Origin of the sequence: Streptomyces pyxinicus (genome assembly GCF_024753135.1) — a bacterium.
Lineage (GTDB): Bacteria > Actinomycetota > Actinomycetes > Streptomycetales > Streptomycetaceae > Streptomyces > Streptomyces pyxinicus.
In genome coordinates, this window is sequence record NZ_JANUGP010000027.1 from 80,218 (window position 1) to 102,696 (window position 22,479).

Below are 22,479 nucleotides of genomic sequence, written 5' to 3' on the forward strand. Positions count from 1 at the left end.
CGTGGTTGGATGCGAGGGAGAGGGTGTCCGGGGGCACAAGCCAGCCCACAGCGGGAAATGGAACTGGCAGGCGGGAATCGTGAGGATCTTCGGCAAGGCACGGCACCGGCCCTCCGCCTCCTGGCGGCAGGCCACCGACCGAGCGTTCACGCTCATCGGCGACGGCCGGTACGAGGACGCGGGCGAGCTGCTCACCCGGGCCGCCGACCTGGAGCCCTGGCTGGCGGAGTCCTGGTTCAACCTGGCCCTGCTGCACAAATTCCGGCACGACTGGGAGCAGGCCCGCGCGGCCGGACTGCGCGCGGTGGCCCTGCTGGACCGGGAGACCGGCGCCCCCGACTGGTGGAACGTCGGCATCGCCGCGACCGCGCTCCAGGACTGGCCGCTGGCCCGCCGCGCCTGGCAGGCCTACGGCCTCAAGGTGCCCGGCGGGGCCACCGTCGCCGGGGAGCCGGTCGGCATGGAGCTGGGCAGCGCGGCCGTGCGGCTCTCCCCGGAGGGCGAGGCCGAGGTGGTGTGGGGCCGCAGGCTGGACCCGGCCCGAATGGAGGTGCTCTCCATCCCGCTTCCCTCGTCCGGGCGGCGCTGGGGCGAGGTCGTGCTGCACGACGGCGTCCCGCACGGCGAGCGCACCACGTCCACCGGGCACTCCTACCCGGTCTTCGACGAGATCGAGCTGTGGGCGCCGTCTCCCGTCCCCACCTGGGTGGTCCTGCTGGAGGCGGCCACCGAGGCGGACCGGGACGCGCTGGAGCAGCTCGCGGCGGACGCGGGGTTCGCGGCGGAGGACTGGTCGTCCTCGGTGCGGCTGCTGTGCCGGATGTGCTCGGAGTCCCGGATGCCGTCCGACGAGGGCGAGGGCGTCCACCTGGACCCGCACGACCACAGCGAGCCGGGCCACCCGGGGCCGCTCGGCCACCGGACGGACGGGCAGCTGTGGGTGCCGGAGCGCGAGTGCGGGGTGGCCGCGCCGGCCTCACTGGTCCGGGGGCTGCTGGACGGCTGGGTGGCGGACAGCCCCGACTCGCGGGACTGGCGGGATCTCGAAGAGGTTTGCTGAGCCGCGGGTGACCGGCCGCCTTTAGGCTGTACTCGCAGAATTTTCCAGGCTTGCAGGAAGGCGTACGTCGGTCATGGCGCAGCAGGACACCGATCAGCAGCACGCGGGCGTGCTCCCCGTCGACGACGAGGGCTATGTCGTCGACACGGAGAGCCCCGAGGAGCGCGAGACGGCCTGGCGGGAGCGCGGCACCTCGCGCCCGATCACGGTCGTCGGCAACCCGGTCCTGCACAAGGAGTGCGCGGACGTCACCGAGTTCGGCGAGGAGCTGCGGCAGCTGGTCGCCGACATGTTCGCCAGCCAGCGCACCGCGGAGGGCGTGGGGCTGGCCGCCAACCAGATCGGCGTCGGCCTGAAGGTCTTCGTCTACGACTGCCCGGACGACGAGGGCGCCCGGCACGTCGGCGTGGTGTGCAACCCGAAGCTGGTCGACCTGCCCGCCGAGCGGCGCCGGCTGGACGACAGCAACGAGGGCTGCCTGTCGGTGCCGACGGCGTACGCCCCGCTGGCGCGCCCCGACTACGCCGAGGTGACCGGCCAGGACGAGCGGGGCAACCCGGTCAAGGTCCGCGGCACCGGCTACTTCGCGCGCTGTTTGCAGCACGAGACCGACCACCTCTACGGCTACCTCTACATCGACCGGCTCTCCAAGCGGGACCGCAAGGACGCGCTGCGGCAGATGGCCGAGAACGAGCCACGCTACCCCGTGGTCGCCAACGACTAGGCCGCCTACGTCCGTCGGGGCGCCCGGCGCGGGAATCACCCCCGCTCGGGCGCCCTTCGCGTGTCCACGCGTCGCTCATCCGTGCGGCGTACAGCCGGTCGGAGCCCGGCTGCTGGTGATCCCTAACCAGTCACGCAAGGGGGCTTTCACGGCATCCTGGGGTAGTGAATGGAGCAAATCCGTTCCCATGGCGGTCAGTTGTGGTGCTGAATGGGAAGTGCGGGGATACGCAACGGCGCACGCCCGGCACAACAGGGGGTGTGCGCTCCCTGGCGGCTGAGAGGGGTTTGTCCTGTGCAAGCTTTCCCACACAGCACCACAGCGACGCCGACGGCGGTCGTGGTACCACCCTCACTGGCACTTCCGGTGATCGAGTCCGTCTTTCCCCGGCAACTGCACCCGTATTGGCCGCGGCTCCAGGAGAAGACCCGGATCTGGCTGCTGGAAAAGCGGCTCATGCCGGCGGACAAGGTGCGGGAATATGCCGACGGACTGTGCTACACGGACCTCATGGCGGGGTTCTACCTGGGGGCCTCCGACGAGGTCCTGCAAGCCGTAGCCGACTACAGCGCCTGGTTCTTCGTCTGGGACGACCGACACGACCGCAACGTCGTGCACGGCCGCACCGACGACTGGCGCCGGCTGCGCTCGCGGCTGCACGCGGCCCTGGACGCGCCCGGCCACCATCTGCACCACCCCGACCCGCTGGTCGCGGGCTTCGCGGACAGCGTGGTCCGGCTCTACGGCTTCCTGCCGGACACCTGGAACGAGCGCTTCGCCCGGCACTTCCACGCGGTCATCGAGGCCTACGACCGCGAGTTCCGCAACCGCACCGAGGGACGCGTTCCCGGTGTCGAGGAATATCTCGCGCTGCGCCGGCTCACCTTCGCCCACTGGATCTGGACGGACCTGCTCGAACCGAGCGCCGGGTGCGAATTCCCGGACGCGGTGCGGAAACACCCCGCCTATCGCCGGGCCGCACTGCTCAGCCAGGAATTCGCCGCCTGGTACAACGACCTCTGCTCACTGCCGAAGGAGATAGCGGGCGACGAGGTCCACAATCTCGGAATCAGTCTCATCACACACGAGGGGCTGACCCTCGAAGAAGCCACCGACGACCTGAGGCGGCGCGTCGAGGAATGCATCAGCGAATTTCTCGACGCCGAACAACAGGTCCTGCGGTTCGCCGGCACACTCGCCGACGGGACGGTCCGAGGAAAGGAATTAAGTGCCGCCGTGCGCGCCGCCGTCGGCAATATGCGCAACTGGTTCAGCTCCGTCTACTGGTTCCATCACGAGTCGGGCCGGTACATGGTCGACAGCTGGGACGACCGGTCCACGCCCCCTTACGTCACCAACGAAGCGGCAGGTGAGAAATGACCGTCGAGTCCGTGAAGCCCGCGACCCCCGAGGCCGCCGGGAACACCGAGACCATCGAGCCCGTGGAACCGCCCCTGGCCGGCGGCGCCGTCCCCGGCCTCGGGCACGGCCTGAAACTGGTGCGCGACCCGCTCGCCTTCATGGCCCGGCTGCGCGACCACGGCGAGGTCGTACGCCTGAAGCTCGGCCCCAAGACGGTGTACGCCGTCACCGCGCCGGCGCTCACCGGCGCACTCGCCCTGAGTCCCGACTTCAAGATCTCCGGGCCGGTCTGGGAGTCCCTCGAAGGGCTGCTCGGCAAGGAGGGCGTGGCCACCGCCAACGGCCCGACCCACCGCCGCCAGCGGCGCACCATCCAGCCCGCCTTCCGGCTCGACGCGATCCCCGCCTACGGCCCGATCATGGAGGAGGAGGCGCACGCGCTGACCGAGCGCTGGCGGCCGGGCCGCACCATCGAGTGCACCTCGGAGGCCTTCCGGGTCGCCGTCCGCATCGCCGCCCGCTGCCTGTTGCGCGGCGAGTTCATGGACGAGCGCGCCGAACGGCTCAGCACCGATCTCGCCGTCGTCTTCCGCGGTATGTACCGCAGGATGGTGGTGCCGCTCGGACCGCTCTACCGGCTGCCGATTCCGGCCAACCGCGAATTCAACCGGGCGCTGGCCGATTTGCATCTGCTGGTGGACGAGATCGTCGCCGAGCGAAGGGCATCTGGTCAAAAGCCGGACGATTTGCTGACGGCATTGCTGGAGGCGCGGGACGACAATGGCGACCCCATCGGGGAACAGGAGATCCACGACCAGGTCGTCGCGATACTCACCCCCGGAAGCGAAACGGTCGCTTCCACGATCATGTGGCTGCTCCAACTCCTCGCGGAACACCCGGAACACGCCGAGAAGGTACGGGCCGAGGTCGAATCCGTGACCGGCGGTCAACCGGTGGGATTCGAGCACGTACGCGCGCTCCGGCACACCAACAATGTGGTCCTGGAGGCTTTGCGGCTTCGGCCCGCCGTATGGGTATTGACCCGGCGCGCGATCACCGACACCACGCTCGGCGGCTATCGCGTTCCGGCCGGGGCGGACATCATCTACAGCCCCTACGCCATCCAGCGCGACCCCCGCTCCTACGACCGGCACCTCGACTTCGACCCCGACCGCTGGCTGCCCGAGCGGGCCGGGGAGGTGCCGAAGTACGCGATGAGCCCGTTCAGCGTGGGCAACCGCAAGTGCCCCAGCGACCACTTCTCCCTGGCCCTGCTCTCCCTGGTCGTCGCGGCGATCTCGGCGAAGTACCGCTTCGAGCAGGTCGCCGGCTCGGACGGCAGCACGCGTGTGGGCATCACCCTGCGCCCCTACGACCTGCTGCTCAGGCCCGTCGAGTGGTGAGCGGCGCGGCCTGAGGGTCCGACGGGGTGGAGCCGTCGGACCCGGCACCGCACCGGCGCGCGGTCAGGCGGCCTCCGGGCCCCGGAACGCGCGCCGGTAGGCGTTCGGGCTGGTGCCGAGCGCCTTGGTGAACTGGTGCCGCAGCGCGGCGGCGGTACCGAAGCCGGTGCGCCAGGCGATCGCGTCCATCGTCTCGTCCGTGCCCTCCAGCAACTCCTGTGCCAGCAGCACCCGTTGCCGCAGGATCCAGCGGTAGGGGGTGGTGCCGGTCTCCTGCTGGAAGCGGCGCGCGAAGGTGCGCGGTGACATGTGGGCGCGGGCGGCGAGCTGTTCGACCGTCACCTCTTGGTCGAGGTGGGCCTCCATCCAGGCCAGCACCTCCCCGACGGTGTCGCAGGTGGCCTTCGGCAGCGGGCGCTCGATGTACTGCGCCTGTCCGCCGTCCCGGTGCGGGGGCACCACCATCCGGCGGGCGATCTTGTTGGCGACCTCGGGGCCCTGCTCCTTGCGCACCAGGTGCAGACAGGCGTCGATGCCGGCGGCGGTGCCGGCCGAGGTGATCACCGGGTCCTCGTCCACGTACAGCACGTCCGGCTCGACGCTCAGCCTCGGATAGCGCCGGGCCAGCGACTCGGCGTGGTGCCAGTGCACCGCGCACCGGCGGCCGTCCAGCAGCCCGGCGGCGGCCAGCACGAACACCCCTGAGCAGACGCTGAGCACCCGGGCGCCCCGGTCCACGGCCCGCCGTAGCGCGTCCAGCAGCTCTTCCGGGTACTCCCGGTGCGCGTAGGTCTCACCGGCCGGGATGGCGATCAGATCGGCGTCCTCCAGCCGCTCCAGACCGTGCGGGGTCGACACCGTGAACCCGCAGTGGGTGCTGAGGCAGGGCCCCTCGGCCGACACCACCGCGAAGTCGTACACCGGCAGCCCCTCCTCGCTGCGGTCTATGCCGAACACCTCGCACACGACGCCCAGCTCGAAGGGGTGCACTCCGTCCAGCAGCACTGCGGCCACGTTCTTCAGCATGCTGCCCAGTGTGCCTCGCGACTGGCAGTAATTCGAGGGTCCCCGGCAGTCCTGCCACTCCCGGACCGGGGCGACCGGCGCGACAGTGGTGTCATGAACGGAAACCAGATCGAAGGCCTCATCGGAATGACCCTCACCCTCGGGATCCTGGTCGTGATGATCCTCCCGTCGGTCCTCGGCATCCTCCGCGACCGGCGCATGGACCGCCAGATCCGCGAGGCGCAGCAGTCCCGCACCCCCGCCACCCGCCGGCCGGCTCCCCGCAAGGCCGACACCCGCACCCGCCAGGGCGCGACCCGCACGGCCTGACCGGACTCCGCTCAGAAGTCCTCGTCCAGGTCGACCTTGCCCTCCACGGCGACCTGGTAGGCCGACGGGCGGCGCTCGAAGAAGTTGGTCAGTTCCTGGACGCCCTGCAGCTCCATGAAGGAGAAGGGGTTCTCCGAGCCGTAGACCGGCGCGAAGCCCAGGCGGGTCAGGCGCTGGTCGGCGACGCACTCCAGGTACTGGCGCATGGAGTCGGTGTTCATGCCGGGCAGACCGTCGCCGCACAGGTCGCGGGCGAACTGCAGCTCGGCCTCGACGGCCTCCCGGAGCATGTCGGTGACCTGCTGCTGGAGCGCGTCGTCGAACAGCTCCGGCTCCTCCTTGCGGACGGTGTCGACCACGTCGAAGGCGAAGGACATGTGCATCGTCTCGTCCCGGAACACCCAGTTGGTGCCGGTGGCGAGACCGTGCAGCAGACCCCGGCTGCGGAGCCAGTAGACGTACGCGAAGGCGCCGTAGAAGAACAGGCCCTCGATGCACGCGGCGAAGCAGATCAGGTTCAGCAGGAAGCGGCGGCGGTCGGCCTGGGACTCCAGCCGGTCCAGGTTGTCGACCGAGTCGATCCACTTGAAGCAGAACTCGGCCTTCTCGCGGATCGACGGGATGTTCTCCACCGCCGCGAAGGCCGCCGCCCGGTCGTCCGGATCGGGCAGGTAGGTGTCCAGCAGCGTCAGGTAGAACTGGACGTGCACGGCCTCCTCGAACAGCTGACGGCTCAGATACAGCCGCGCCTCGGGGGAGTTGATGTGCTTGTACAGCGTCAGCACCAGGTTGTTCGCGACGATCGAGTCACCGGTCGCGAAGAAGGCCACCAGCCGGCCGATCAGGTGCTGCTCGGCCGGGCTCAGCTTCGCCAGGTCGGAGACGTCGGAGTGGAGGTCGACCTCCTCCACGGTCCAGGTGTTCTTGATGGCGTCCCGGTAGCGCTCGTAGAAGTCCGGGTAGCGCATGGGGCGCAGGGTCAGCTCGAAGCCCGGGTCGAGGAGGTTCTGGTTACGGGTGGTCATCACTGGCAGGCCTCGCAGGACTCGGGGTTTTCCAGGGAGCAGGCGATCGCCTCGGGGTCGGCGGCCTGCTGGACGGGGATGGCCGTCCGGGCCTGCGCCTGGGCGGCGCGGGCGATGCGCGTCGCGGGGCGCGAGCGCAGGTAGTACGTCGTCTTCAGGCCCGACTTCCAGGCGTACGCGTACATCGAGGAGAGCTTGCCGATGGTCGGCGTCTCCAGGAACAGGTTCAGGGACTGCGCCTGGTCCAGGAACGGCGTCCGGGCCGCCGCCATGTCGATCAGGCCGCGCTGCGGGATCTCCCACGCCGTGCGGTACAGCGCCCGCACCTCGGCGGGGATCCACCCGAACTCCTGCACCGAGCCGTTGGACTCGCGCAGCGCCTCCCGGGTGCGGGCATCCCACACGCCCAGGTCCTTCAGGTCCTGCACCAGGTAGGAGTTGACCTGGAGGAACTCGCCGGACAGCGTCTCGCGCTTGAACAGGTTGGAGACCTGCGGCTCGATGCACTCGTACACACCGGCGATGGAGGCGATGGTGGCCGTCGGCGCGATGGCGAGCAGCAGCGAGTTGCGCATGCCGGTGCGCGCGATCCGCTCGCGCAGCGCCGCCCAGCGCTCGGGCCAGTTCAGCTCGACGTCGTAGTGGTCGGGGTGCAGCACGCCCTGGGCGGTACGGGTCTTCTCCCAGGCCGGCAGCGGGCCGTTGCGCTCGGCGAGGCCGACGGACGCCTCGTACGCGGCGAGCATGATCCGCTCGGCGATCCGGGTGGACAGGGCCTTGGCCTCGGGGGAGTCGAAGGGCAGCCGCAGCTTGAAGAAGACGTCCTGGAGGCCCATCGCGCCGAGGCCGACCGGGCGCCACCTGGCGTTGGAGCGGCCCGCCTGCTCGGTCGGGTAGAAGTTGATGTCCACGACCCGGTCGAGGAAGGTGACGGCCGTGCGGACCGTCTCGTCCAGCCGCTCCCAGTCGATGCCGCCGCCGGTGACGAACGCGCCCAGGTTGACCGAGCCCAGGTTGCAGACCGCCGTCTCGCCGTCGTCGGTGACCTCCAGGATCTCGGTGCAGAGGTTGGAGGAGTGCACGACGTGGCCCGGCAGCGCCGTCTGGTTGGCGGTGCGGTTGGCGGCGTCCTTGAAGGTCATCCAGCCGTTGCCGGTCTGCGCGAGCGTGCGCATCATCCGGCCGTACAGCTCCCGGGCGGGGATCGTCTTCCTGGCCAGCCCCGCGGCCTCGGCCTTCCGGTAGGCGGCGTCGAACTCCGCGCCCCACAGGTCCACCAGCTCCGGCACGTCCGCCGGGGAGAACAGCGACCACTCGGCGTCGGCGTTGACCCGGCGCATGAACTCGTCCGGGATCCAGTGCGCGAGGTTCAGGTTGTGCGTACGGCGGGCGTCCTCACCGGTGTTGTCCCGCAGCTCCAGGAACTCCTCGATGTCGGAGTGCCAGGTCTCCAGGTACACCGCCGCCGCGCCCTTGCGCCGCCCGCCCTGGTTGACGGCGGCCACCGAGGCGTCGAGCGTCTTCAGGAACGGGACGATGCCGTTGGAGTGCCCGTTGGTGCCCCGGATCAGCGAACCCCGGCTGCGGATGCGGGAGTACGACAGACCGATGCCGCCGGCGTGCTTGGAAAGCCGGGCGACCTGGTGGTAGCGGTCGTAGAGGGAGTCCAGCTCGTCCAGCGGGGAGTCGAGGAGGTAGCAGGACGACATCTGGGGGTGCCGGGTGCCGGAGTTGAAGAGCGTGGGGGAGGACGGCAGGTAGTCGAGCCGGCTCATGAGCCCGTAGAGCGCGGCGACCTCGTCCACCGCGCGGGCGGAGTCGTCCTCGGCGAGGCCGGCGGCGACCCGGAGCATGAAGTGCTGGGGGGTCTCGACGACCTTGCGGGTGAGCGGGTGGCGCAGCAGGTAGCGGCTGTGCAGGGTGCGCAGGCCGAAGTAGCCGAAGCGGTCGTCGGCGGCCGGGTCGACCAGCGCGTCCAGGCGTACGGCGTGCAGCCGGGCGAACTCGGCGGTGCGGTCGGCGATCAGCCCCTCGCGGTGCCCCACGGCGACGGACTCGGCGAACGTCGTCACGCCCTGCGAGGCGGCCTCGTCCCGGATCGAGAGCGTCAGCAGCCGGGCGGCCAGCCGCGAGTAGGCGGGGTCCTCGGAGATGAGCCCGGCGGCGGCCTCCGTGGCCAGCTCGCGCAACTCCGCCTCGTCGGCCCGCGCGGACCGGCCGCGCAGCGCGGCGGCGGCGACCCGGCCGGGGTCGGCGTCGGGGAGGTCGGCGGTCAGCTCGGTCAGGGTCCGCAGCAGCGCGGCACCGGGACCGTCGGTCTTCAGCTCGGTGACTGAAGCCGGGTCGGCTGGCGCGATGGTCACGTGGGGCTCTCCCTCGCTCGGCACGGGGGCCTGGCGGAGAGCAGGGGGCGGCAGCCACGAGCGCACACGGCGTCGCGTCCACCGGCCCACTCCACGAGGCCCGGACGTCTCAGGGCACCCGGGCCGGATGGCCGGGCGCGCCGCTGTCGGCAGGCGTTCGGACTGACGCTCGTACGCGGATACGCACAAGTACACCGTTGCGGGACAGTTCCGGATTCGCACCGGATTCCCCTGCGGCGACAGCGAGCATGAGCATACATCTAGTGCCGGGCCGAGGTGACACCCCCAGATGTTGTGTCGCGACGGCTCCAGAGGGTCAGCCGCCGGGTGAGGAGAGTGATCTCCGGGCGCCCCGGAAAAGCCCTCCGGTACGGCTCCGGGGCGCGCTCGGCGCCGGAGCGCCCGGGGAGGTGCCGGACCCCGCGCGAACGCCCTGAGCGGACGCCTGGCCGCTCCCCCGGGCGCCTCACACGGAAGCGGGCCGCCGTGACTGACCGGCGACCCGCTTCCGTTGACCGTCCCGCTGGACCTAGTGCGAGGTGCCCGCCGTGGCCGGTGGCAGCTCCACCTCGACCCCGGGGTCGCCCGCGTCCGCCGTGTAGTCGCCGGGGTGGGTCTCGTCGATGCCCTCGGGGGCCTTGAGGGCCTTGAGGACGAACGTGAGGACCACCGTCACCACCACGTTCAGGACGAACGCCGTCAGACCGATGTAGCCGATCTCGCCGATGCCCGGGATCTCCTTGGCCGAGCCGCCGAAGTGCCGCTGGGTCGGGGAGGCGACGCCGTACGCGGCGAGCGTGCCGTACACCATGCCGACCGCCCAGCCGGCCAGCAGCGCCCAGCGGTGGAACCAGCGCGTGAACAGGCCGCCGACCAGGGCCGGGAAGGTCTGCAGGATCCAGATACCGCCGAGCAGCTGGAAGTTGATGGCGACCGTCTTGTCCATGGTGAGGACGAAGGCCAGCGCGCCCACCTTCACCAGCAGCGACACGATCTTGGAGACCTGGGCCTCCTGCTTCGGCGTGGCGTTCGGCCTGATGAAGTCCTTGTAGATGTTGCGCGTGAACAGGTTCGCCGCCGCGATGGACATGATCGCCGCCGGGACCAGCGCCCCGATGCCGATCGCCGCGAAGGCCACGCCCGCGAACCAGTCCGGGAACATGTCCTCGAACAGCTGCGGGATGGCCAGCTGTCCGTTGGTGACCTTCACCCCGGCCGCGATCGCCATGAAGCCCAGCAGCGCCAGCAGGCCCAGCATGAGCGAGTAGAGCGGCAGGATCGTGGTGTTGCGCCGGATCACCTCACGGCTCTTCGAGGACAGCGTCGCGGTGATCGAGTGCGGGTACATGAACAGCGCCAGCGCCGAGCCGAGGGCCAGCGTGGCGTACGTCCACTGGCCGGCCGGCGCCGGGACCAGGCCGCCCGCGCCGGTGGCCGTGAACTTCTCGCCCGCCTTGGCGAAGATGTCGTCGAACCCGCCCAGCTTGACCGGGATGTAGATGATCGCCACCGCGATGACGATGTAGATCAGCGTGTCCTTGACGAACGCGATCAGCGCGGGGGCGCGCAGCCCCGAGGAGTACGTGTACGCGGCCAGCACGCCGAACGCGATCAGCAGCGGCAGGTCCTTCACGAACCAGTTGGTGTTCTCGCCGCCGCCGACGCCCATCACGTCCAGTACGGCCTGGATGCCGACGAGTTGCAGCGCGATGTACGGCATCGTCGCGAGGATGCCGGTCACCGCCACCGCCAGCGACAGCCCCTTGGAGCCGAACCGGCCGCGCACGAAGTCCGACGTCGTGACGTATCCGTGCCGGTGCGAGACCGACCACAGGCGCGGCAGGAACGTGAAGATCAGCGGGTACACCAGGATCGTGTACGGCACCGCGAAGAACCCGGACGCGCCCGCCGCGTAGATCGCCGCCGGCACGGCGACGAAGGTGTACGCCGTGTACAGGTCGCCGCCGAGCAGGAACCAGGTGATCCAGGTGCCGAACGACCGGCCGCCCAGCCCCCACTCGTCGAGCGAGTGCTCGTTCTCGGCCCGGCGCCAGCGCGCGGCCAGGAAGCCCAGGACCGTGACGGCCAGGAAGAAGAAGACGAAGACGCCGAGCGCGACGCCGTTCACACCGTCCTTCACTTCGCCGCACCCCCGCCCCGCACCGCGCGGCCGCGCTGGTCACGCTGCCACAGCCGGTAGGCCAGCACGGTGAGCGCGGTGGAGATCAGCACCCAGGCCATCTGGTACCAGTAGAAGAACGGGATCCCGATGAACGCCGGGTCCGTCTTGGCGAAGGAGCCGACCCACAGCATCGCCACGAAGGGCGCGACGAGACAGAGGCCGATGACGACGCGCACCGGCGTGACCACCGGTGGTCTCACTTCGGGTGGTGTTTCGGACATGCGGTGGCTCCGTCCCCTCGCTGATCACCTGGTAACGCGCAGGCAATCTAGGTGACGGTGTCAGGGTGCGGGAAGACCTCGTCCGGATATCGGTACGGCGATGTCAGTCCTGCGGGCGCTTCAGCCGGGCCACGAACTTGTACCGGTCGCCCCGGTACACCGAGCGCACCCACTCCACCGGCCGCCCCTCGCGGTCCAGGGAGTGCCGGGAGAGCATCAGCATCGGCAGACCCACGTCGGTGCCGAGCAGACCGGCCTCGCGCGGGGTGGCCAGGGAGGTCTCGATGGTCTCCTCGGCCTCGGCGAGGTGGACGTCGTAGACCTCGGCGAGCGCGGTGTAGAGCGAGGTGTACTTCACCAGCGAGCGGCGCAGCGCCGGGAAGCGCTTGGCGGACAGGTGGGTGGTCTCTATCGCCATGGGCTCGGCGTTGGCCATGCGCAGCCGCTCGATGCGCAGCACGCGCCCGCCGGCCGTGATGTCGAGCAGCTCGGCGAGCCGGTCGTCGGCGGTGACGTACCCGATGTCGAGCAGCTGCGAGGTCGGCTCCAGGCCCTGGGCGCGCATGTCCTCGGTGTAGGAGGTGAGCTGGAGCGCCTGGGAGACCTTGGGCTTGGCGACGAAGGTGCCCTTGCCCTGGATGCGTTCGAGGCGGCCCTCGACCACCAGCTCCTGGAGGGCCTGGCGGACGGTGGTGCGGGAGGTGTCGAACTCGGCGGCGAGCGTCCGCTCGGGCGGGACCGGGGTGCCGGGCGCCTGCGTCTCCGTCATGTCGAGCAGGTGCTTCTTCAGACGGTAGTACTTCGGCACGCGCGCGGTACGGACGGCGGTGCCGGCCTCGTTCTCCGCACTGCTGACGTCGGTGCTCATGCTCTGCCTTCCCGGCTCCGGATGCCGAAGCGGCCGACCTCGCATCGGCCGCGGCTCACATCGTGGCACGGCCGCGTGGGTCAGGAGTCCACCCGCGGCCCACCCGCATGCTCCGTGATCCCCTCTGTATACCGGCGTACCCGCTGTTGGTCTAGTCCAACGCCGGGTGCCGGTACCGGTGCCGTCCTCAGATGCCCTGCCAGCCGGGCTTGTCGGCGTAGGTGTGCCGGAAGTAGTCGGCGAGCTTGAGCTTGGCGGCCGCCGCCTCGTCCACGACCACCGTGGCGTGCGGGTGCAGCTGGAGCGCCGAGGCCGGGCAGACTGCCGCGACCGGGCCCTCCACGGTCGCCGCGACCGCGTCCGCCTTGCCCTCCCCGGTGGCCAGCAGCACCAGGTGCCGGGCCTCCAGGATGGTGCCGATGCCCTGGGTGATCACATGGTGCGGGACCTGCTCGATCTCCCCCTCGAAGAAGCGCGCGTTGTCGACACGGGTCTGCTCGGTGAGGGTCTTGATCCGGGTGCGCGAGGCGAGCGAGGAGCACGGCTCGTTGAACCCGATGTGCCCGTCGGTGCCGATGCCGAGCAGCTGGAGGTCGACGCCGCCGGCCTCGGCGAGCGCCCGGTCGTACGCCGCGCACGCCGCCTGTATGTCCTCGGCCGTGCCGTCCGGGCCGAGGAACGCGTCCATGCCGACGCCGAGCGGTTCGAGCACCTCGCGGCGCAGCACCGAGCGGTAGGACTCGGGGTGCTCGGCGGGCAGCCCCACGTACTCGTCGAGCTGGGCGATCCGGGCCCGCGAGGCGTCCACGGCGCCGGAGTGCACCTTGGCGGTGAGCGCCTGGTAGATGGGCAGCGGGGTGGAGCCGGTGGCCACGCCGAGCAGGGCGTCGGGCTTGCGTCGCAGCAGCTGCGCCATGGCCTCGGCGATCAGCTCGCCGCCCGCCGCCGCGTCCGGAACGATGACAACTTCCACGCTGGGCCTGCCGTTCTGAAGTGGGCTCGTGCGTCTCTGTGTGGTTTAGACCAATCTAACAGAACCGGGGTTCGAGAGCGCCCGTCCCACCGCGGATTCCGGCCGCCTCACACCGGCAGCTCCGTACCGGCCGGAAGCATTTCCTAGGAGGCGCTATAGAATTCCCTCCATGGTGAACGCGCGGGAGACGACAGCGCCGGCCGGCCCGGGCAGGACACGCGGCCGGCCGCGCTCCTTCGACCGCGCCGCCGCCCTGGAGAAGGCCCTCCTGGCCTTCTGGGAGCACGGCTACGAGGCCACCTCGGTCGCCGACCTCACCCGGCTCATGGGCATCGGCGCCCCCAGCCTGTACGCCGCCTTCGGGGACAAGCGCACCCTGTTCGAGGAGGTCGTCCGGGTCTACCTCGGCACGCACGGCGCCTTCGCCGAGCGTGCCTTCGCCGAGGAGTCCACCGCCCGCGCCGCCGTCGCCCGCACCCTGCGCGAGGCCGCCGCCGAGTACACCGACCCCGGCCACCCGCACGGCTGCCTGGTCGTGCACGCCGCGACCAACTGCACCAGCCCCGAGGTGGAGGCCCTGCTGCGCGCGCGGCGCAACGCCACCATCGCCGCCCTCGCCGGGCACCTGCGCGCCGACCACGCGGCCGGCCGGCTCCCGGCGGCCACCGACCCGGACGCCCTCGCCCGCCACTTCGGCGCGGTCGTCCAGGGCATGTCCCAGCAGGCCCGCGACGGCGCGAGCCGGGCGGAACTGGAGGCGGTCGCCGGGATTGCCATGGCCGTCTGGCCCCACGACTGAGCCCGGCGGGCTAGGCTGCGGGGCATCGCGTGCCGCGGTGCGCCCCAGCGGCGCGCCCCGGACGGGCTCCGGGCGGACCCCGTACCGACCATGGACACGCCCGCGTGGTCTAGTCCACAATCCAGGTGAACGGATTCAAGTGAACAGATCCAAGCGAACAAGGTGAAACAAGCCTCCGTCTTCCCCGCACAGGAAGGCGGATCGAGGAACCGGTGCTCTCTGCCCTGACTGCCCCGGCTCCTCGGCCTTCGGCCGGCCGGGACCGCACACCCCGCGGCCGATGATGCTCCGGGCTGCGGTGCCGGGAGGGTTGAGGGTCCCTTCCAGGCGCCGCGGCCCGCGGGTGTTTTTCGGCCACCGACAGACCGCCGGGTACGCTCGCACACGTGCCCTCCATGAACGAACTCGTACGCCAGCACACGGCCCTCGACGACTCCGATCTCGAATGGCTCCACCTGCTGGTCTCGGAGTGGCAACTGCTCTCCGACCTCTCCTTCGCCGACCTGGTCCTGTGGGTCCCCACCCGGGACGGCACCCGGTACGTCTCGGTCGCCCAGATGCGCCCCAACACCGGCCCCACCTCCTACCAGGACGACATGGTCGGCCACCTGGTCCCGCGCGGCCGGCGCCCCATGCTGGACGCGGCGCTGGACGAGGGCCGGATCGTGCGCGAGGGCGACCCGGAGTGGCGTGAAGAGGTCCCCGTACGGGTCGAGTCCATCCCGGTACGGCGCGACGGCCGCGTCCTCGGCGTGATCGCCCGCAACACCAACCTGCTCACCGTGCGCACCCCGAGCCGCCTGGAGCTGACCTACCTCCAGAGCGCCTCCGACCTCGCGCAGATGATCGCGGCCGGCGCCTTCCCCTTCCCCGGCCAGCAGGTCGACATGGACGCCTCGCCCCGGGTCGGGGACGGACTGATCCGGCTGGACGCGGACGGCACCGTCCAGTACGCCTCCCCGAACGCGCTGTCCGCCTACCACCGGCTCGGCCTCGCCGCCGACCTGGTCGGCCACCACCTCGGGCACACCACCGCCGAACTCGCCCCGACCAGGGGCCCGGTGGATGAGGCGCTCGCCAAGTCGGCCAGCGGCTGGGCCCCGCGCGAGTTCGAGATCGAGGCCCACGACGGGGTGATCCAGTTCCGGGCCATCCCGCTCAAGCCCAAGGGCACCCGCATCGGTTCGCTGGTGCTGTGCCGGGACGTCACCGAACTGCGCCGTCGCGAACGCGAGTTGATCACCAAGGACGCGACCATCCGGGAGATCCACCACCGGGTGAAGAACAACCTCCAGACGGTCGCCGCCCTGCTGCGCCTTCAGGCCCGCCGTATCGAGTCCGACCGCGGCCGGGAGGCCCTGGAGGAGGCGGTGCGCCGGGTCGGCTCCATCGCCATCGTGCACGAGACGCTGTCCCAGAACCTGGACGAGCGGGTGGAGTTCGACGACATCGCCGACCGGGTGCTGGCGATGGTCGCCGAGATCTCACCCGGAAAGGTGACCGGCCGGCGCACCGGACGGTTCGGGATACTCGACGCCGAGGTGGCGACCCCGCTGTCGATGGTCCTCACCGAGGTGCTCCAGAACGCCCTCGAACACGGTTTCCGGCAGGGCGACACAGGCACGGTCGAGGTCTCCGCGGTCCGGGGCGGCACCAGCAAGGAGGCCCGGCTGCTGGTCACCGTCCAGGACGACGGGGTCGGTCTGCCGGAGGGGTTCGACCCGCACCGCTCGGGCAACCTCGGCCTCCAGATCGTCCGCACCCTGGTGGAGGGCGAGTTGGGCGGCACCTTCGACATGGTCCCGGCCCCGGAGCGGGGAACCCGGGTCGTCCTGGACCTTCCGGTGCGGGCACAGAAGTAGCCGACGGGGCCAGGCCGGCCGGAGGTTGAGGAATCTGGCCGCGCTCGGGACAGCAGAAAGCCCCGGACCGTTTTCGGTCCGAGGCTCGTGCTCGTTGCTGCTCTGCTAGCGGCATCGGGGGATACTGCGCGCTGCGGCTCGGGGGCGGGAGATGCGTGCGTGCTGCACGCGCCGCCAAGCTCAGGCTGTCAGCAGGGGTGGGAGTGTCAGGCGGAGGCCTGACGAGCCCGGTTGCGGGCGGCGCGGCGCTTCATGGCACGGCGCTCGTCCTCGCTGAGACCACCCCAGACGCCGGAGTCCTGACCGGACTCAAGCGCCCACTGCAGGCACTGCTCGATAACCGGGCAGCGACGGCAGACGGCCTTGGCTTCCTCGATCTGCAGCAGCGCAGGACCGGTGTTGCCGATGGGGAAGAAGAGCTCGGGGTCTTCCTCGCGGCAAACGGCGTTGTGACGCCAGTCCATGGCTGCTACCTCTCCTTGGTATTACGTGCAAGTTGCTTGTGAATGTGAACGCTTTCACGAATCCCTCAACAAGTGAAGGGCCAGCCGCCGCGTCTTCCCCGGCGGGGTCCTGAGTTTGAGGAGGGGTTCCGGTGATCAGTGGAGGCCGTTCCTGCGGGCCGTCCCGATCGCCACGTAGAGACTCGCAAACCTCAGCGGCGGATACAACCCCTTCCGGAAAGTTTTTTTTGATTCCTCGGTGTCGACTAGGTCACAGCCGTACTTCCATGGGGTGGATCCTGGCCTAAACGTTCGAGTGAAAGGACTTTTGCGTCTTCCGCTCACACAATCACACGCAGTGCACGGCGTACGCCTGTGAACGTCACGCTGGTTCGCAGCCCCAGGTGGTCACCGTCCATCTGGAGGGGCAGAGGCACCTTCGAATGCAAGGTGAAGCGGTCCAGATCGTGCAGCGAGAGGGCGTGCCTGCCATGGGGTCCCCGCTCGGGGGACGAAGTGAGCAACTGGGTGCCATACCGGGCAACGGCGGCCGTCGAGAGGCGGCTGAGACCGAGCACATCGATACCGGTATCGAACGAGGCCTTAGGTGACGTGTACATCGGGCGATTGCCGAGATACGTCCACGGGGACGTGTTCGAGACTATGGCGACGACCAGATCCCCGACCGGTTCCTCGCCGGCCCGCTCCAGCGTGATCGTGCCGTGCCGGCGATGCGGCTCGCCCAGGAACTGCCGGACCACCTGGCGCACGTAGAGCGCGTGCGTCGACTTCTTGCCCCGCTCCCGCTGCTGCTCGACCCGCCCCACCACCCCGGCGTCGAACCCGAGCCCGGCGTTGAAGGTGAACCAGCGGTCCGGCACCGCCTCGTCCTCGGTGCCGGGTGTACCCGAGGTCAGCCCCAGGCCGATCACCCGCTCCCGGCGCTCACGCAGCGCGTCCAGCAGGGCGCCGGTCGCCTCGACCGGGTCGTTGGGCAGCCCCAGGGCGCGCGCGAACACGTTGGTGGATCCGCCCGGTACGACGGCCAGCCCGGGCAGCCGCTCCGGGTCGGGCCCGGTGTGCAGCAGTCCGTTGACCACCTCGTTGACCGTGCCGTCGCCGCCGAGCGCCACCACCAGGTCGATGTCGTCGCTCTCCGCCGCCTGCCGGCCCAGGTCGCGGGCGTGGCCGCGGTACTCGGTGGTGACGGCCTCCAGCTTCATCTCGCTGGCCAGTGCGTGGATCAGAACGTCACGCCTGCGTGCGCTTGTGGTGGTAGCCGCCGGATTGACCACGAGAAGTGCACGCATGCATGGCAGCGTACCTACTGGGTGGTACCCGGCCCAGACCGAGGTAGGGATCCGGTAAGAGGGGAGGGCGTGAGCCCGGACACCCGACCGGGCCCCGAGGGGGTGCGGGCCCGGCGGCTACCCTGCTGGGGTGAGCCGTGAGCAGAAGCGCGTCCAGGAATCCGTGGACACCACCGACACCGCCCGCGCGGACACCACCGGCGCGAACACCGCCGAGCCGGCCACCGCCGGCGCCGCCGGGCCGCGTCCGCGCCGGGTGACGTACGCGGCCGTGCTCGCGGGTATCGAGGGGATCGCCCTGCTGGCCGGCGGTCTGTGGGTGCTGGTGCGGGGCATCGCCGGGGGCGCGGACGACCGGCAGCAGGCCGTGACGCTCGGCATCACCCTTGTCGTGCTCGCGCTGCTGCCGCTGCTCGCCGCGCGTGGGCTGCTGCTGTGCCGCCGCTGGAGCCGGGGCCCGGCGATGATCACTCAGCTCATGGCCCTGCCGGTGGCCTACAGCCTGCTGCAGGCCGACAGCATGGCCATCCCGGCCGGTATCGCGCTGGCCGTCGTCGCCGTCGCGGCCCTGGTGCTGCTCGTCAACGGCGAGACGACCCGGGCCCTGGGCATCAAGGGGCCGGGCCGCACCGAGTGACCCGGCTGCCTCACGGGCGGACTACTCCTCGACGAGCAGCTTCTCCCGCAGCTGGGCCAGCGTGCGCGCCAGCAGCCGGGAGACGTGCATCTGCGAGATGCCGACCTCCTGCGCGATCTGCGACTGGGTCATGTTCCCGAAGAAGCGCAGCAGCAGGATCCGCTTCTCGCGCGGTGGCAGGTCCTCCAGCAGCGGCTTGAGGGACTCGCGGTACTCCACGCCCTCCAGCGCCTCGTCCTCGGCGCCGAGGGTGTCGGCCACCGCCGGGGACTCGTCGTCGGTGTCGGGGACGTCCAGGGACAGCGTGGAGTAGGCGTTCGCCGACTCCAGGCCCTCCAGGACCTCCTCCTCGGAGATGGCCAGCTTCTCGGCCAGCTCGTGCACCGTGGGGGAGCGGCCGTGCAGCTGGGACAGCTCGGCCGTCGCCGTGGTCAGCGCGAGCCGCAGCTCCTGGAGCCGGCGCGGCACCCGCACCGCCCAGCCCTTGTCGCGGAAGTGCCGCTTGATCTCGCCGACCACGGTCGGGGTGGCGTACGTGGAGAACTCCACACCCCGCTCCGGGTCGAAGCGGTCGACCGACTTGATCAGCCCGATGGTGGCGACCTGGGTGAGGTCGTCGAGCGGCTCGCCGCGGTTGCGGAAGCGGCGGGCCAGGTGCTCCACGAGCGGCAGATGCATCCGCACCAGCCGGTTGCGCAGCTCCGCGTACTCCGTGCTGCCCGTGTCCAGCCCGCGCAGCTCGACGAAGAGCGCCCGCGCCCCGGTGCGGTCGTGCGGATCGTGCGGTACGGCGCGGACGGCCTCCGCGGCCGGCGCGTCGTCCTCGGCGTTTCGCTCGTGCTCGCTCATCGTCCGGCCCGTAGCCCTTCCCCGTGCCCCCGTCCCGCGGCCGGCGGGACCGACCGCGCCGCGTCCTGCCGCGGGTGTGCCCCGCGCGGCGGTGTCGCCGCCGTGCGCCGGGTCGCCCTCCGGGTGCGGTCTGGCCTGTTCGGGAATGCCGTCGATGCCCTCCGCCGTCTGCCGGAACACGGCCGGGGCGCCGTCCCCGGGCGTCTCGGCCGCGCGTCCGCCCCGGACCTCGCCCGGGCGGTCAGGTCCCCATGACCCAGGGGCCGCGCCGTCACCGGCCGGCAGCTCCCGTGTGCCGCGCTCTTCGTCCCGCACCGGACCGTCCCCGTTCCTCACGCCGGGCCGGGGCCCGCGCCGCGCTGTTTGTAGAGGCTGATCGACACGGTCCTGTCCTCGTCGACGGCGGACGAGACCTTGCCCGCGAGGGCCGACAGCACGGTCCAGGCGAAGGTGTCCCGCGAGGGGGCGTGGCCGTCCGTCGTCGGCGCCGAGACCGTGACTTCCAGCGAGTCGTCGACGAGCCGGAAGACGCAGCTGAGCACGGAGCCGGGAACGGCTTGCTGGAGCAGGATCGCGCAGGCCTCGTCCACGGCGATGCGCAGGTCCTCGATCTCGTCCAGGGTGAAGTCCAAGCGGGCCGCCAGACCGGCCGTGGCCGTCCGCAGCACCGACAGGTAGGCACCCGCAGCCGGAAGCCGGACTTCCACGAAGTCCTGGTTCGCCGCGGGCTCGCCTGCGATCTGGGACACCCTCACCTCCATGGTGGTACAAGCTTTACGGGGCCGGGGGTCGCCCCCCGGGGGTAACGCGTACGTGGTTCAGCGGTGACGCTATCGCGCTCCGAACGTTCCCGTCCCGGGACCCCGACCCCTTGGCGTCACTCACAGTAAACCCGCGGATACGCTCCGTGTCTAGGGGGTCGGCGGGCCCAAATGGGAAGAGCGCGCGCCGGGTTGACGTACCCAGGCGTCCGACGCTCGAACCGTCGTGCGGCAGCGGCCACTTGCAGTGTCACACGAAAACACTGCCGACCGGGAACACGGGCCGCCCGGCGGGACGGTTCGGACCCACACGTGTCACACCAGCACCTGTCACATCAGTGCGTCTCACACCAGTCAGTGCGTCTCACACCAGCACGTGGTCGACGAAGCACCACCGCCAGTCCTCGCCCGGTTCGAAGGTCCGCATCACCGGATGACCCGACTCCTCATGATGCCCCGTCGCGTGCCGGTTCGGCGAGGAATCGCAGCAGCCGACATGGCCGCAGGTCAGACAGAGCCGCAGCTGCACGGGATGGGTGCCGTCCCGCAGACACTCCAGGCAGGTCTCGCTCTGCGGCTCCGGTTCCGGGTGCGGCAGCGCGGACGCGTGCGTGCACTGTTTCATGATTGCCAGATTACGACGGGTGTGCGGGTGACCGCGCGGAAAGAGGGCGGGCGAGGACATGGACGTGATGCCGCTGCTGATGCTGGTGGCGGGCAGTGTCGCCGTGGCGGGGGCCGCCCGGCGCACACCGGTGCCGGCACCGCTGCTGCTGGTGGCCGTCGGGCTGGCGGTCTCCTATCTCCCCGGGGTCCCGCACTACGGACTGGACCCCGAGGTCGTGCTGCCCCTGGTGCTGCCGCCGCTGCTGTACAAGGAGGGCACCGAGAGTTCGTACCTGGACCTGCGGGCGCAGAAGCGACCCGTGGGTCTGCTGTCGATCGGGTACGTGCTGTTCGCGACCTTCGTCGTCGGCTGGGTCGCCTATCTAGTCGTCCCCGGCCTGCCGCTGCCCGCCGCCCTGGTGCTGGGCGCCGTGGTGGCCCCGACGGACGCGGTCGCCGCCGCCGCGATCGCGCGCCGCGTGGGACTGCCGTCCCGCATCACCACGATCCTTCAGGGCGAGTCCCTGCTCAACGACGCGACCGCGATCACCGCCTACAAGGTGGCCCTCGCCGCGGCCGTCGGCGAGGGCGCCACCTGGGCCGGCGGTATCGAGGAGTTCCTGCGGGCCGCGGTCGGCGGCGTCGTCGTCGGACTGGTGCTCATGGTGCCGATCCACTGGCTGCGCACGCGCCTGAAGGAAGCGCTGCTCCAGAACACCCTGTCCCTGCTGATCCCGTTCTTCGCCTACGCCGTCGCCGAGCAGTTCCACGGCTCCGGCGTCCTCGCGGTCGTCGTGGTGGCCGTCTATCTCGGGCACCGCGCGTGGGAGGTCGACTTCGCCACCCGGCTCCAGGAGGAGGCGGTCTGGCGCATGGTCGCCTTCCTGCTGGAGTCGGCGGTCTTCGCGCTGATCGGGCTCCAGCTGCCGGTGGTGCTGCGGGGCATCCGCGAGTACCAGGGCATGGACGCCCTCTGGTACGCGGTCGTGGTCTTCGTCGTGGTCGTGGCGGCCCGCTTCGTGTGGGTGTATCCGGCGGCCTTCCTGCCCCGCCTGCTCTCCCGCAAGATCCGCGAACGCGAGGAGAACCCCACCTGGCGGGCGCCGATCGTCACCTCGTGGGCCGCGATGCGCGGTGTGGTGTCGCTGGCCATCGCCTTCTCCATCCCGCTCACGGTGCACGACGGCAGTCCCTTCCCGCAGCGCGACCTGATCCTCCTGCTCACCTTCGCCACCGTGATCGGCACCCTGGTCGCCCAGGGCCTCACCCTGGCGCCGCTCATCCGGCTGCTGAAGTTCCCCGGCCGCGACCAGCAGGCCGAGACCCTCGCCGAGGCCAACGCCCAGGCACAGGCCTCGCTGGCCGCCGAGAGCCGCCTCGACGAACTCCTCTCCGACGACCGCAACGCCCTGCCCCCGCCACTGGCCGACCGGCTGCGCCGGGTGCTGGAACGCCGCCGCAACGCCGTCTGGGAGCGGCTCGGCCAGGCCAACCCCGTCACCGGGGAGTCCGTGGACGACACCTACCGCCGGCTGTCCCGCGAGATGATCGGCGCCGAGCGGGAGGTCTTCGTCAGGCTCCGCGACCTGCGCTACATCGACGACGAGATGCTCCGCGCCCTGCTGCGCCGCCTGGACCTGGAGGAGGCGGCGGTCTACCGGGAGACGGCGTGACGGGAAGGCACCCTCGTCGCTCG

General features: G+C 70.8%; 21 protein-coding genes and 1 riboswitch. Of the genes, 9 read left to right on the forward strand and 12 right to left on the reverse strand.

The window, feature by feature from the left end:
• Positions 1-79 precede the first annotated feature (79 nt).
• The 4 genes from NX794_RS28310 (at position 80) to NX794_RS28325 (ending at position 4,549) form a co-directional block, all read left to right on the forward strand.
• Complete coding sequence (locus NX794_RS28310; RefSeq protein ID WP_258782070.1) at positions 80-1,060, forward strand: hypothetical protein; 981 nt, start codon at positions 80-82, stop codon at positions 1,058-1,060.
• Positions 1,061-1,133: 73 nt separating this feature from the next.
• Positions 1,134-1,784 (forward strand): peptide deformylase, encoded by a 651-nt coding sequence (gene def / locus NX794_RS28315; RefSeq protein WP_258782071.1) that lies wholly within the window; start codon positions 1,134-1,136, stop codon positions 1,782-1,784.
• Positions 1,785-2,078: 294 nt separating this feature from the next.
• Positions 2,079-3,164: an epi-isozizaene synthase gene (gene cyc1 / locus NX794_RS28320; RefSeq protein WP_258782072.1), complete on the forward strand. Its 1,086-nt coding sequence runs from the start codon at positions 2,079-2,081 to the stop codon at positions 3,162-3,164.
• Positions 3,161-4,549: a bifunctional albaflavenone monooxygenase/terpene synthase gene (locus tag NX794_RS28325; RefSeq protein ID WP_258782074.1), complete on the forward strand. Its 1,389-nt coding sequence runs from the start codon at positions 3,161-3,163 to the stop codon at positions 4,547-4,549. Before cyc1 ends, NX794_RS28325 begins: the two co-directional genes overlap by 4 nt.
• Before the next feature lie 63 nt (positions 4,550-4,612).
• Here the strand turns inward: NX794_RS28325 and NX794_RS28330 are convergent, their stop codons facing one another.
• Complete coding sequence (locus NX794_RS28330) at positions 4,613-5,575, reverse strand: GlxA family transcriptional regulator (protein WP_258782075.1); 963 nt, start codon at positions 5,573-5,575, stop codon at positions 4,613-4,615.
• Positions 5,576-5,668: 93 nt separating this feature from the next.
• On the opposite strand from NX794_RS28330, the gene NX794_RS28335 reads away from it, so the two are divergent.
• Entirely contained in the window at positions 5,669-5,884 is a 216-nt protein-coding gene (locus NX794_RS28335; RefSeq protein WP_258782076.1) for a hypothetical protein, read from the forward strand.
• Between the two features lie 11 nt (positions 5,885-5,895).
• Here the strand turns inward: NX794_RS28335 and NX794_RS28340 are convergent, their stop codons facing one another.
• The 6 genes from NX794_RS28340 to nagB form a co-directional block, all read right to left on the reverse strand.
• Positions 5,896-6,909 (reverse strand): ribonucleotide-diphosphate reductase subunit beta, encoded by a 1,014-nt coding sequence (locus tag NX794_RS28340; protein ID WP_258782077.1) that lies wholly within the window; start codon positions 6,907-6,909, stop codon positions 5,896-5,898.
• Positions 6,909-9,272, reverse strand: coding sequence for a ribonucleoside-diphosphate reductase subunit alpha (locus NX794_RS28345; RefSeq protein WP_258782078.1), 2,364 nt, complete (start codon positions 9,270-9,272; stop codon positions 6,909-6,911). The genes NX794_RS28340 and NX794_RS28345 overlap by 1 nt, the downstream gene beginning before the upstream one ends.
• Before the next feature lie 143 nt (positions 9,273-9,415).
• Positions 9,416-9,515, reverse strand: a riboswitch (adenosylcobalamin-variant (AdoCbl-variant) riboswitch).
• Positions 9,516-9,801: 286 nt separating this feature from the next.
• On the reverse strand, positions 9,802-11,412 hold the full coding sequence (gene mctP, locus NX794_RS28350) for a monocarboxylate uptake permease MctP (protein ID WP_258782079.1): 1,611 nt from the start codon (positions 11,410-11,412) through the stop codon (positions 9,802-9,804).
• Positions 11,409-11,675, reverse strand: coding sequence for a DUF3311 domain-containing protein (locus tag NX794_RS28355; protein WP_258782081.1), 267 nt, complete (start codon positions 11,673-11,675; stop codon positions 11,409-11,411). Before NX794_RS28355 ends, mctP begins: the two co-directional genes overlap by 4 nt.
• Positions 11,676-11,778: 103 nt before the next feature.
• The gene (locus NX794_RS28360; protein ID WP_258782082.1) at positions 11,779-12,543 is read right to left on the reverse strand and encodes a GntR family transcriptional regulator; all 765 of its coding nucleotides are present in this window, start codon (positions 12,541-12,543) and stop codon (positions 11,779-11,781) included.
• A 187-nt stretch (positions 12,544-12,730) separates the two neighbouring features.
• Entirely contained in the window at positions 12,731-13,516 is a 786-nt protein-coding gene (gene nagB / locus NX794_RS28365) for a glucosamine-6-phosphate deaminase (protein WP_258782083.1), read from the reverse strand.
• Between the two features lie 169 nt (positions 13,517-13,685).
• Here nagB and NX794_RS28370 point away from each other — a divergent pair, with 169 nt between their 5' ends.
• On the forward strand, positions 13,686-14,315 hold the full coding sequence (locus tag NX794_RS28370) for a TetR/AcrR family transcriptional regulator (protein WP_258782084.1): 630 nt from the start codon (positions 13,686-13,688) through the stop codon (positions 14,313-14,315).
• Between the two features lie 395 nt (positions 14,316-14,710).
• A complete protein-coding gene (locus NX794_RS28375) occupies positions 14,711-16,177 on the forward strand; it encodes a sensor histidine kinase (protein ID WP_258782109.1) in 1,467 nt (488 codons plus the stop codon).
• Positions 16,178-16,383: 206 nt separating this feature from the next.
• On the opposite strand, the gene NX794_RS28380 is transcribed toward NX794_RS28375, so the two are convergent.
• Together NX794_RS28380 and NX794_RS28385 are read right to left on the reverse strand one after the other, a co-directional pair.
• Positions 16,384-16,641: a WhiB family transcriptional regulator gene (locus NX794_RS28380; protein ID WP_003992873.1), complete on the reverse strand. Its 258-nt coding sequence runs from the start codon at positions 16,639-16,641 to the stop codon at positions 16,384-16,386.
• A gap of 320 nt (positions 16,642-16,961) precedes the next feature.
• Positions 16,962-17,930, reverse strand: a complete 969-nt coding sequence (locus NX794_RS28385) for a diacylglycerol/lipid kinase family protein (RefSeq protein WP_258782087.1) — start codon at positions 17,928-17,930, stop codon at positions 16,962-16,964.
• A gap of 130 nt (positions 17,931-18,060) precedes the next feature.
• On the opposite strand from NX794_RS28385, the gene NX794_RS28390 reads away from it, so the two are divergent.
• On the forward strand, positions 18,061-18,567 hold the full coding sequence (locus NX794_RS28390) for a hypothetical protein (protein ID WP_428985976.1): 507 nt from the start codon (positions 18,061-18,063) through the stop codon (positions 18,565-18,567).
• A 21-nt stretch (positions 18,568-18,588) separates the two neighbouring features.
• Here NX794_RS28390 and NX794_RS28395 read toward each other — a convergent pair whose 3' ends face one another.
• From NX794_RS28395 to NX794_RS28405, 3 genes are all read right to left on the reverse strand, one after another.
• Positions 18,589-19,731 carry an RNA polymerase sigma factor SigF gene (locus tag NX794_RS28395; RefSeq protein WP_428985977.1) on the reverse strand — a complete coding sequence of 381 codons (1,143 nt, stop codon included), beginning with the start codon at positions 19,729-19,731 and terminating at the stop codon, positions 18,589-18,591.
• 17 nt (positions 19,732-19,748) lie between these two features.
• Positions 19,749-20,165, reverse strand: coding sequence for an ATP-binding protein (locus NX794_RS28400; RefSeq protein ID WP_137301875.1), 417 nt, complete (start codon positions 20,163-20,165; stop codon positions 19,749-19,751).
• Positions 20,166-20,541: 376 nt separating this feature from the next.
• Positions 20,542-20,802, reverse strand: coding sequence for a UBP-type zinc finger domain-containing protein (locus tag NX794_RS28405; protein WP_258782089.1), 261 nt, complete (start codon positions 20,800-20,802; stop codon positions 20,542-20,544).
• Between the two features lie 58 nt (positions 20,803-20,860).
• On the opposite strand from NX794_RS28405, the gene NX794_RS28410 reads away from it, so the two are divergent.
• Positions 20,861-22,456: a Na+/H+ antiporter gene (locus tag NX794_RS28410; protein ID WP_258782090.1), complete on the forward strand. Its 1,596-nt coding sequence runs from the start codon at positions 20,861-20,863 to the stop codon at positions 22,454-22,456.
• Positions 22,457-22,479: the final 23 nt, after the last annotated feature.

Bases quoted from the DNA above. Each gene is read 5' to 3' on its own strand.
- def (WP_258782071.1), top strand. From the start codon at position 1,134: ATGGCGCAGCAGGACACCGATCAGCAGCACGCGGGCGTGCTCCCCGTC.
- NX794_RS28325 (WP_258782074.1), top strand. From the start codon at position 3,161: ATGACCGTCGAGTCCGTGAAGCCCGCGACCCCCGAGGCCGCCGGGAAC.
- NX794_RS28330 (WP_258782075.1), bottom strand. From the start codon at position 5,575: ATGCTGAAGAACGTGGCCGCAGTGCTGCTGGACGGAGTGCACCCCTTC.
- NX794_RS28335 (WP_258782076.1), top strand. From the start codon at position 5,669: ATGAACGGAAACCAGATCGAAGGCCTCATCGGAATGACCCTCACCCTC.
- NX794_RS28340 (WP_258782077.1), bottom strand. From the start codon at position 6,909: ATGACCACCCGTAACCAGAACCTCCTCGACCCGGGCTTCGAGCTGACC.
- NX794_RS28355 (WP_258782081.1), bottom strand. From the start codon at position 11,675: ATGTCCGAAACACCACCCGAAGTGAGACCACCGGTGGTCACGCCGGTG.
- NX794_RS28360 (WP_258782082.1), bottom strand. From the start codon at position 12,543: ATGAGCACCGACGTCAGCAGTGCGGAGAACGAGGCCGGCACCGCCGTC.
- NX794_RS28370 (WP_258782084.1), top strand. From the start codon at position 13,686: ATGGTGAACGCGCGGGAGACGACAGCGCCGGCCGGCCCGGGCAGGACA.
- NX794_RS28375 (WP_258782109.1), top strand. From the start codon at position 14,711: ATGAACGAACTCGTACGCCAGCACACGGCCCTCGACGACTCCGATCTC.
- NX794_RS28380 (WP_003992873.1), bottom strand. From the start codon at position 16,641: ATGGACTGGCGTCACAACGCCGTTTGCCGCGAGGAAGACCCCGAGCTC.
- NX794_RS28385 (WP_258782087.1), bottom strand. From the start codon at position 17,930: ATGCGTGCACTTCTCGTGGTCAATCCGGCGGCTACCACCACAAGCGCA.
- NX794_RS28405 (WP_258782089.1), bottom strand. From the start codon at position 20,802: ATGAAACAGTGCACGCACGCGTCCGCGCTGCCGCACCCGGAACCGGAG.
- NX794_RS28410 (WP_258782090.1), top strand. From the start codon at position 20,861: ATGGACGTGATGCCGCTGCTGATGCTGGTGGCGGGCAGTGTCGCCGTG.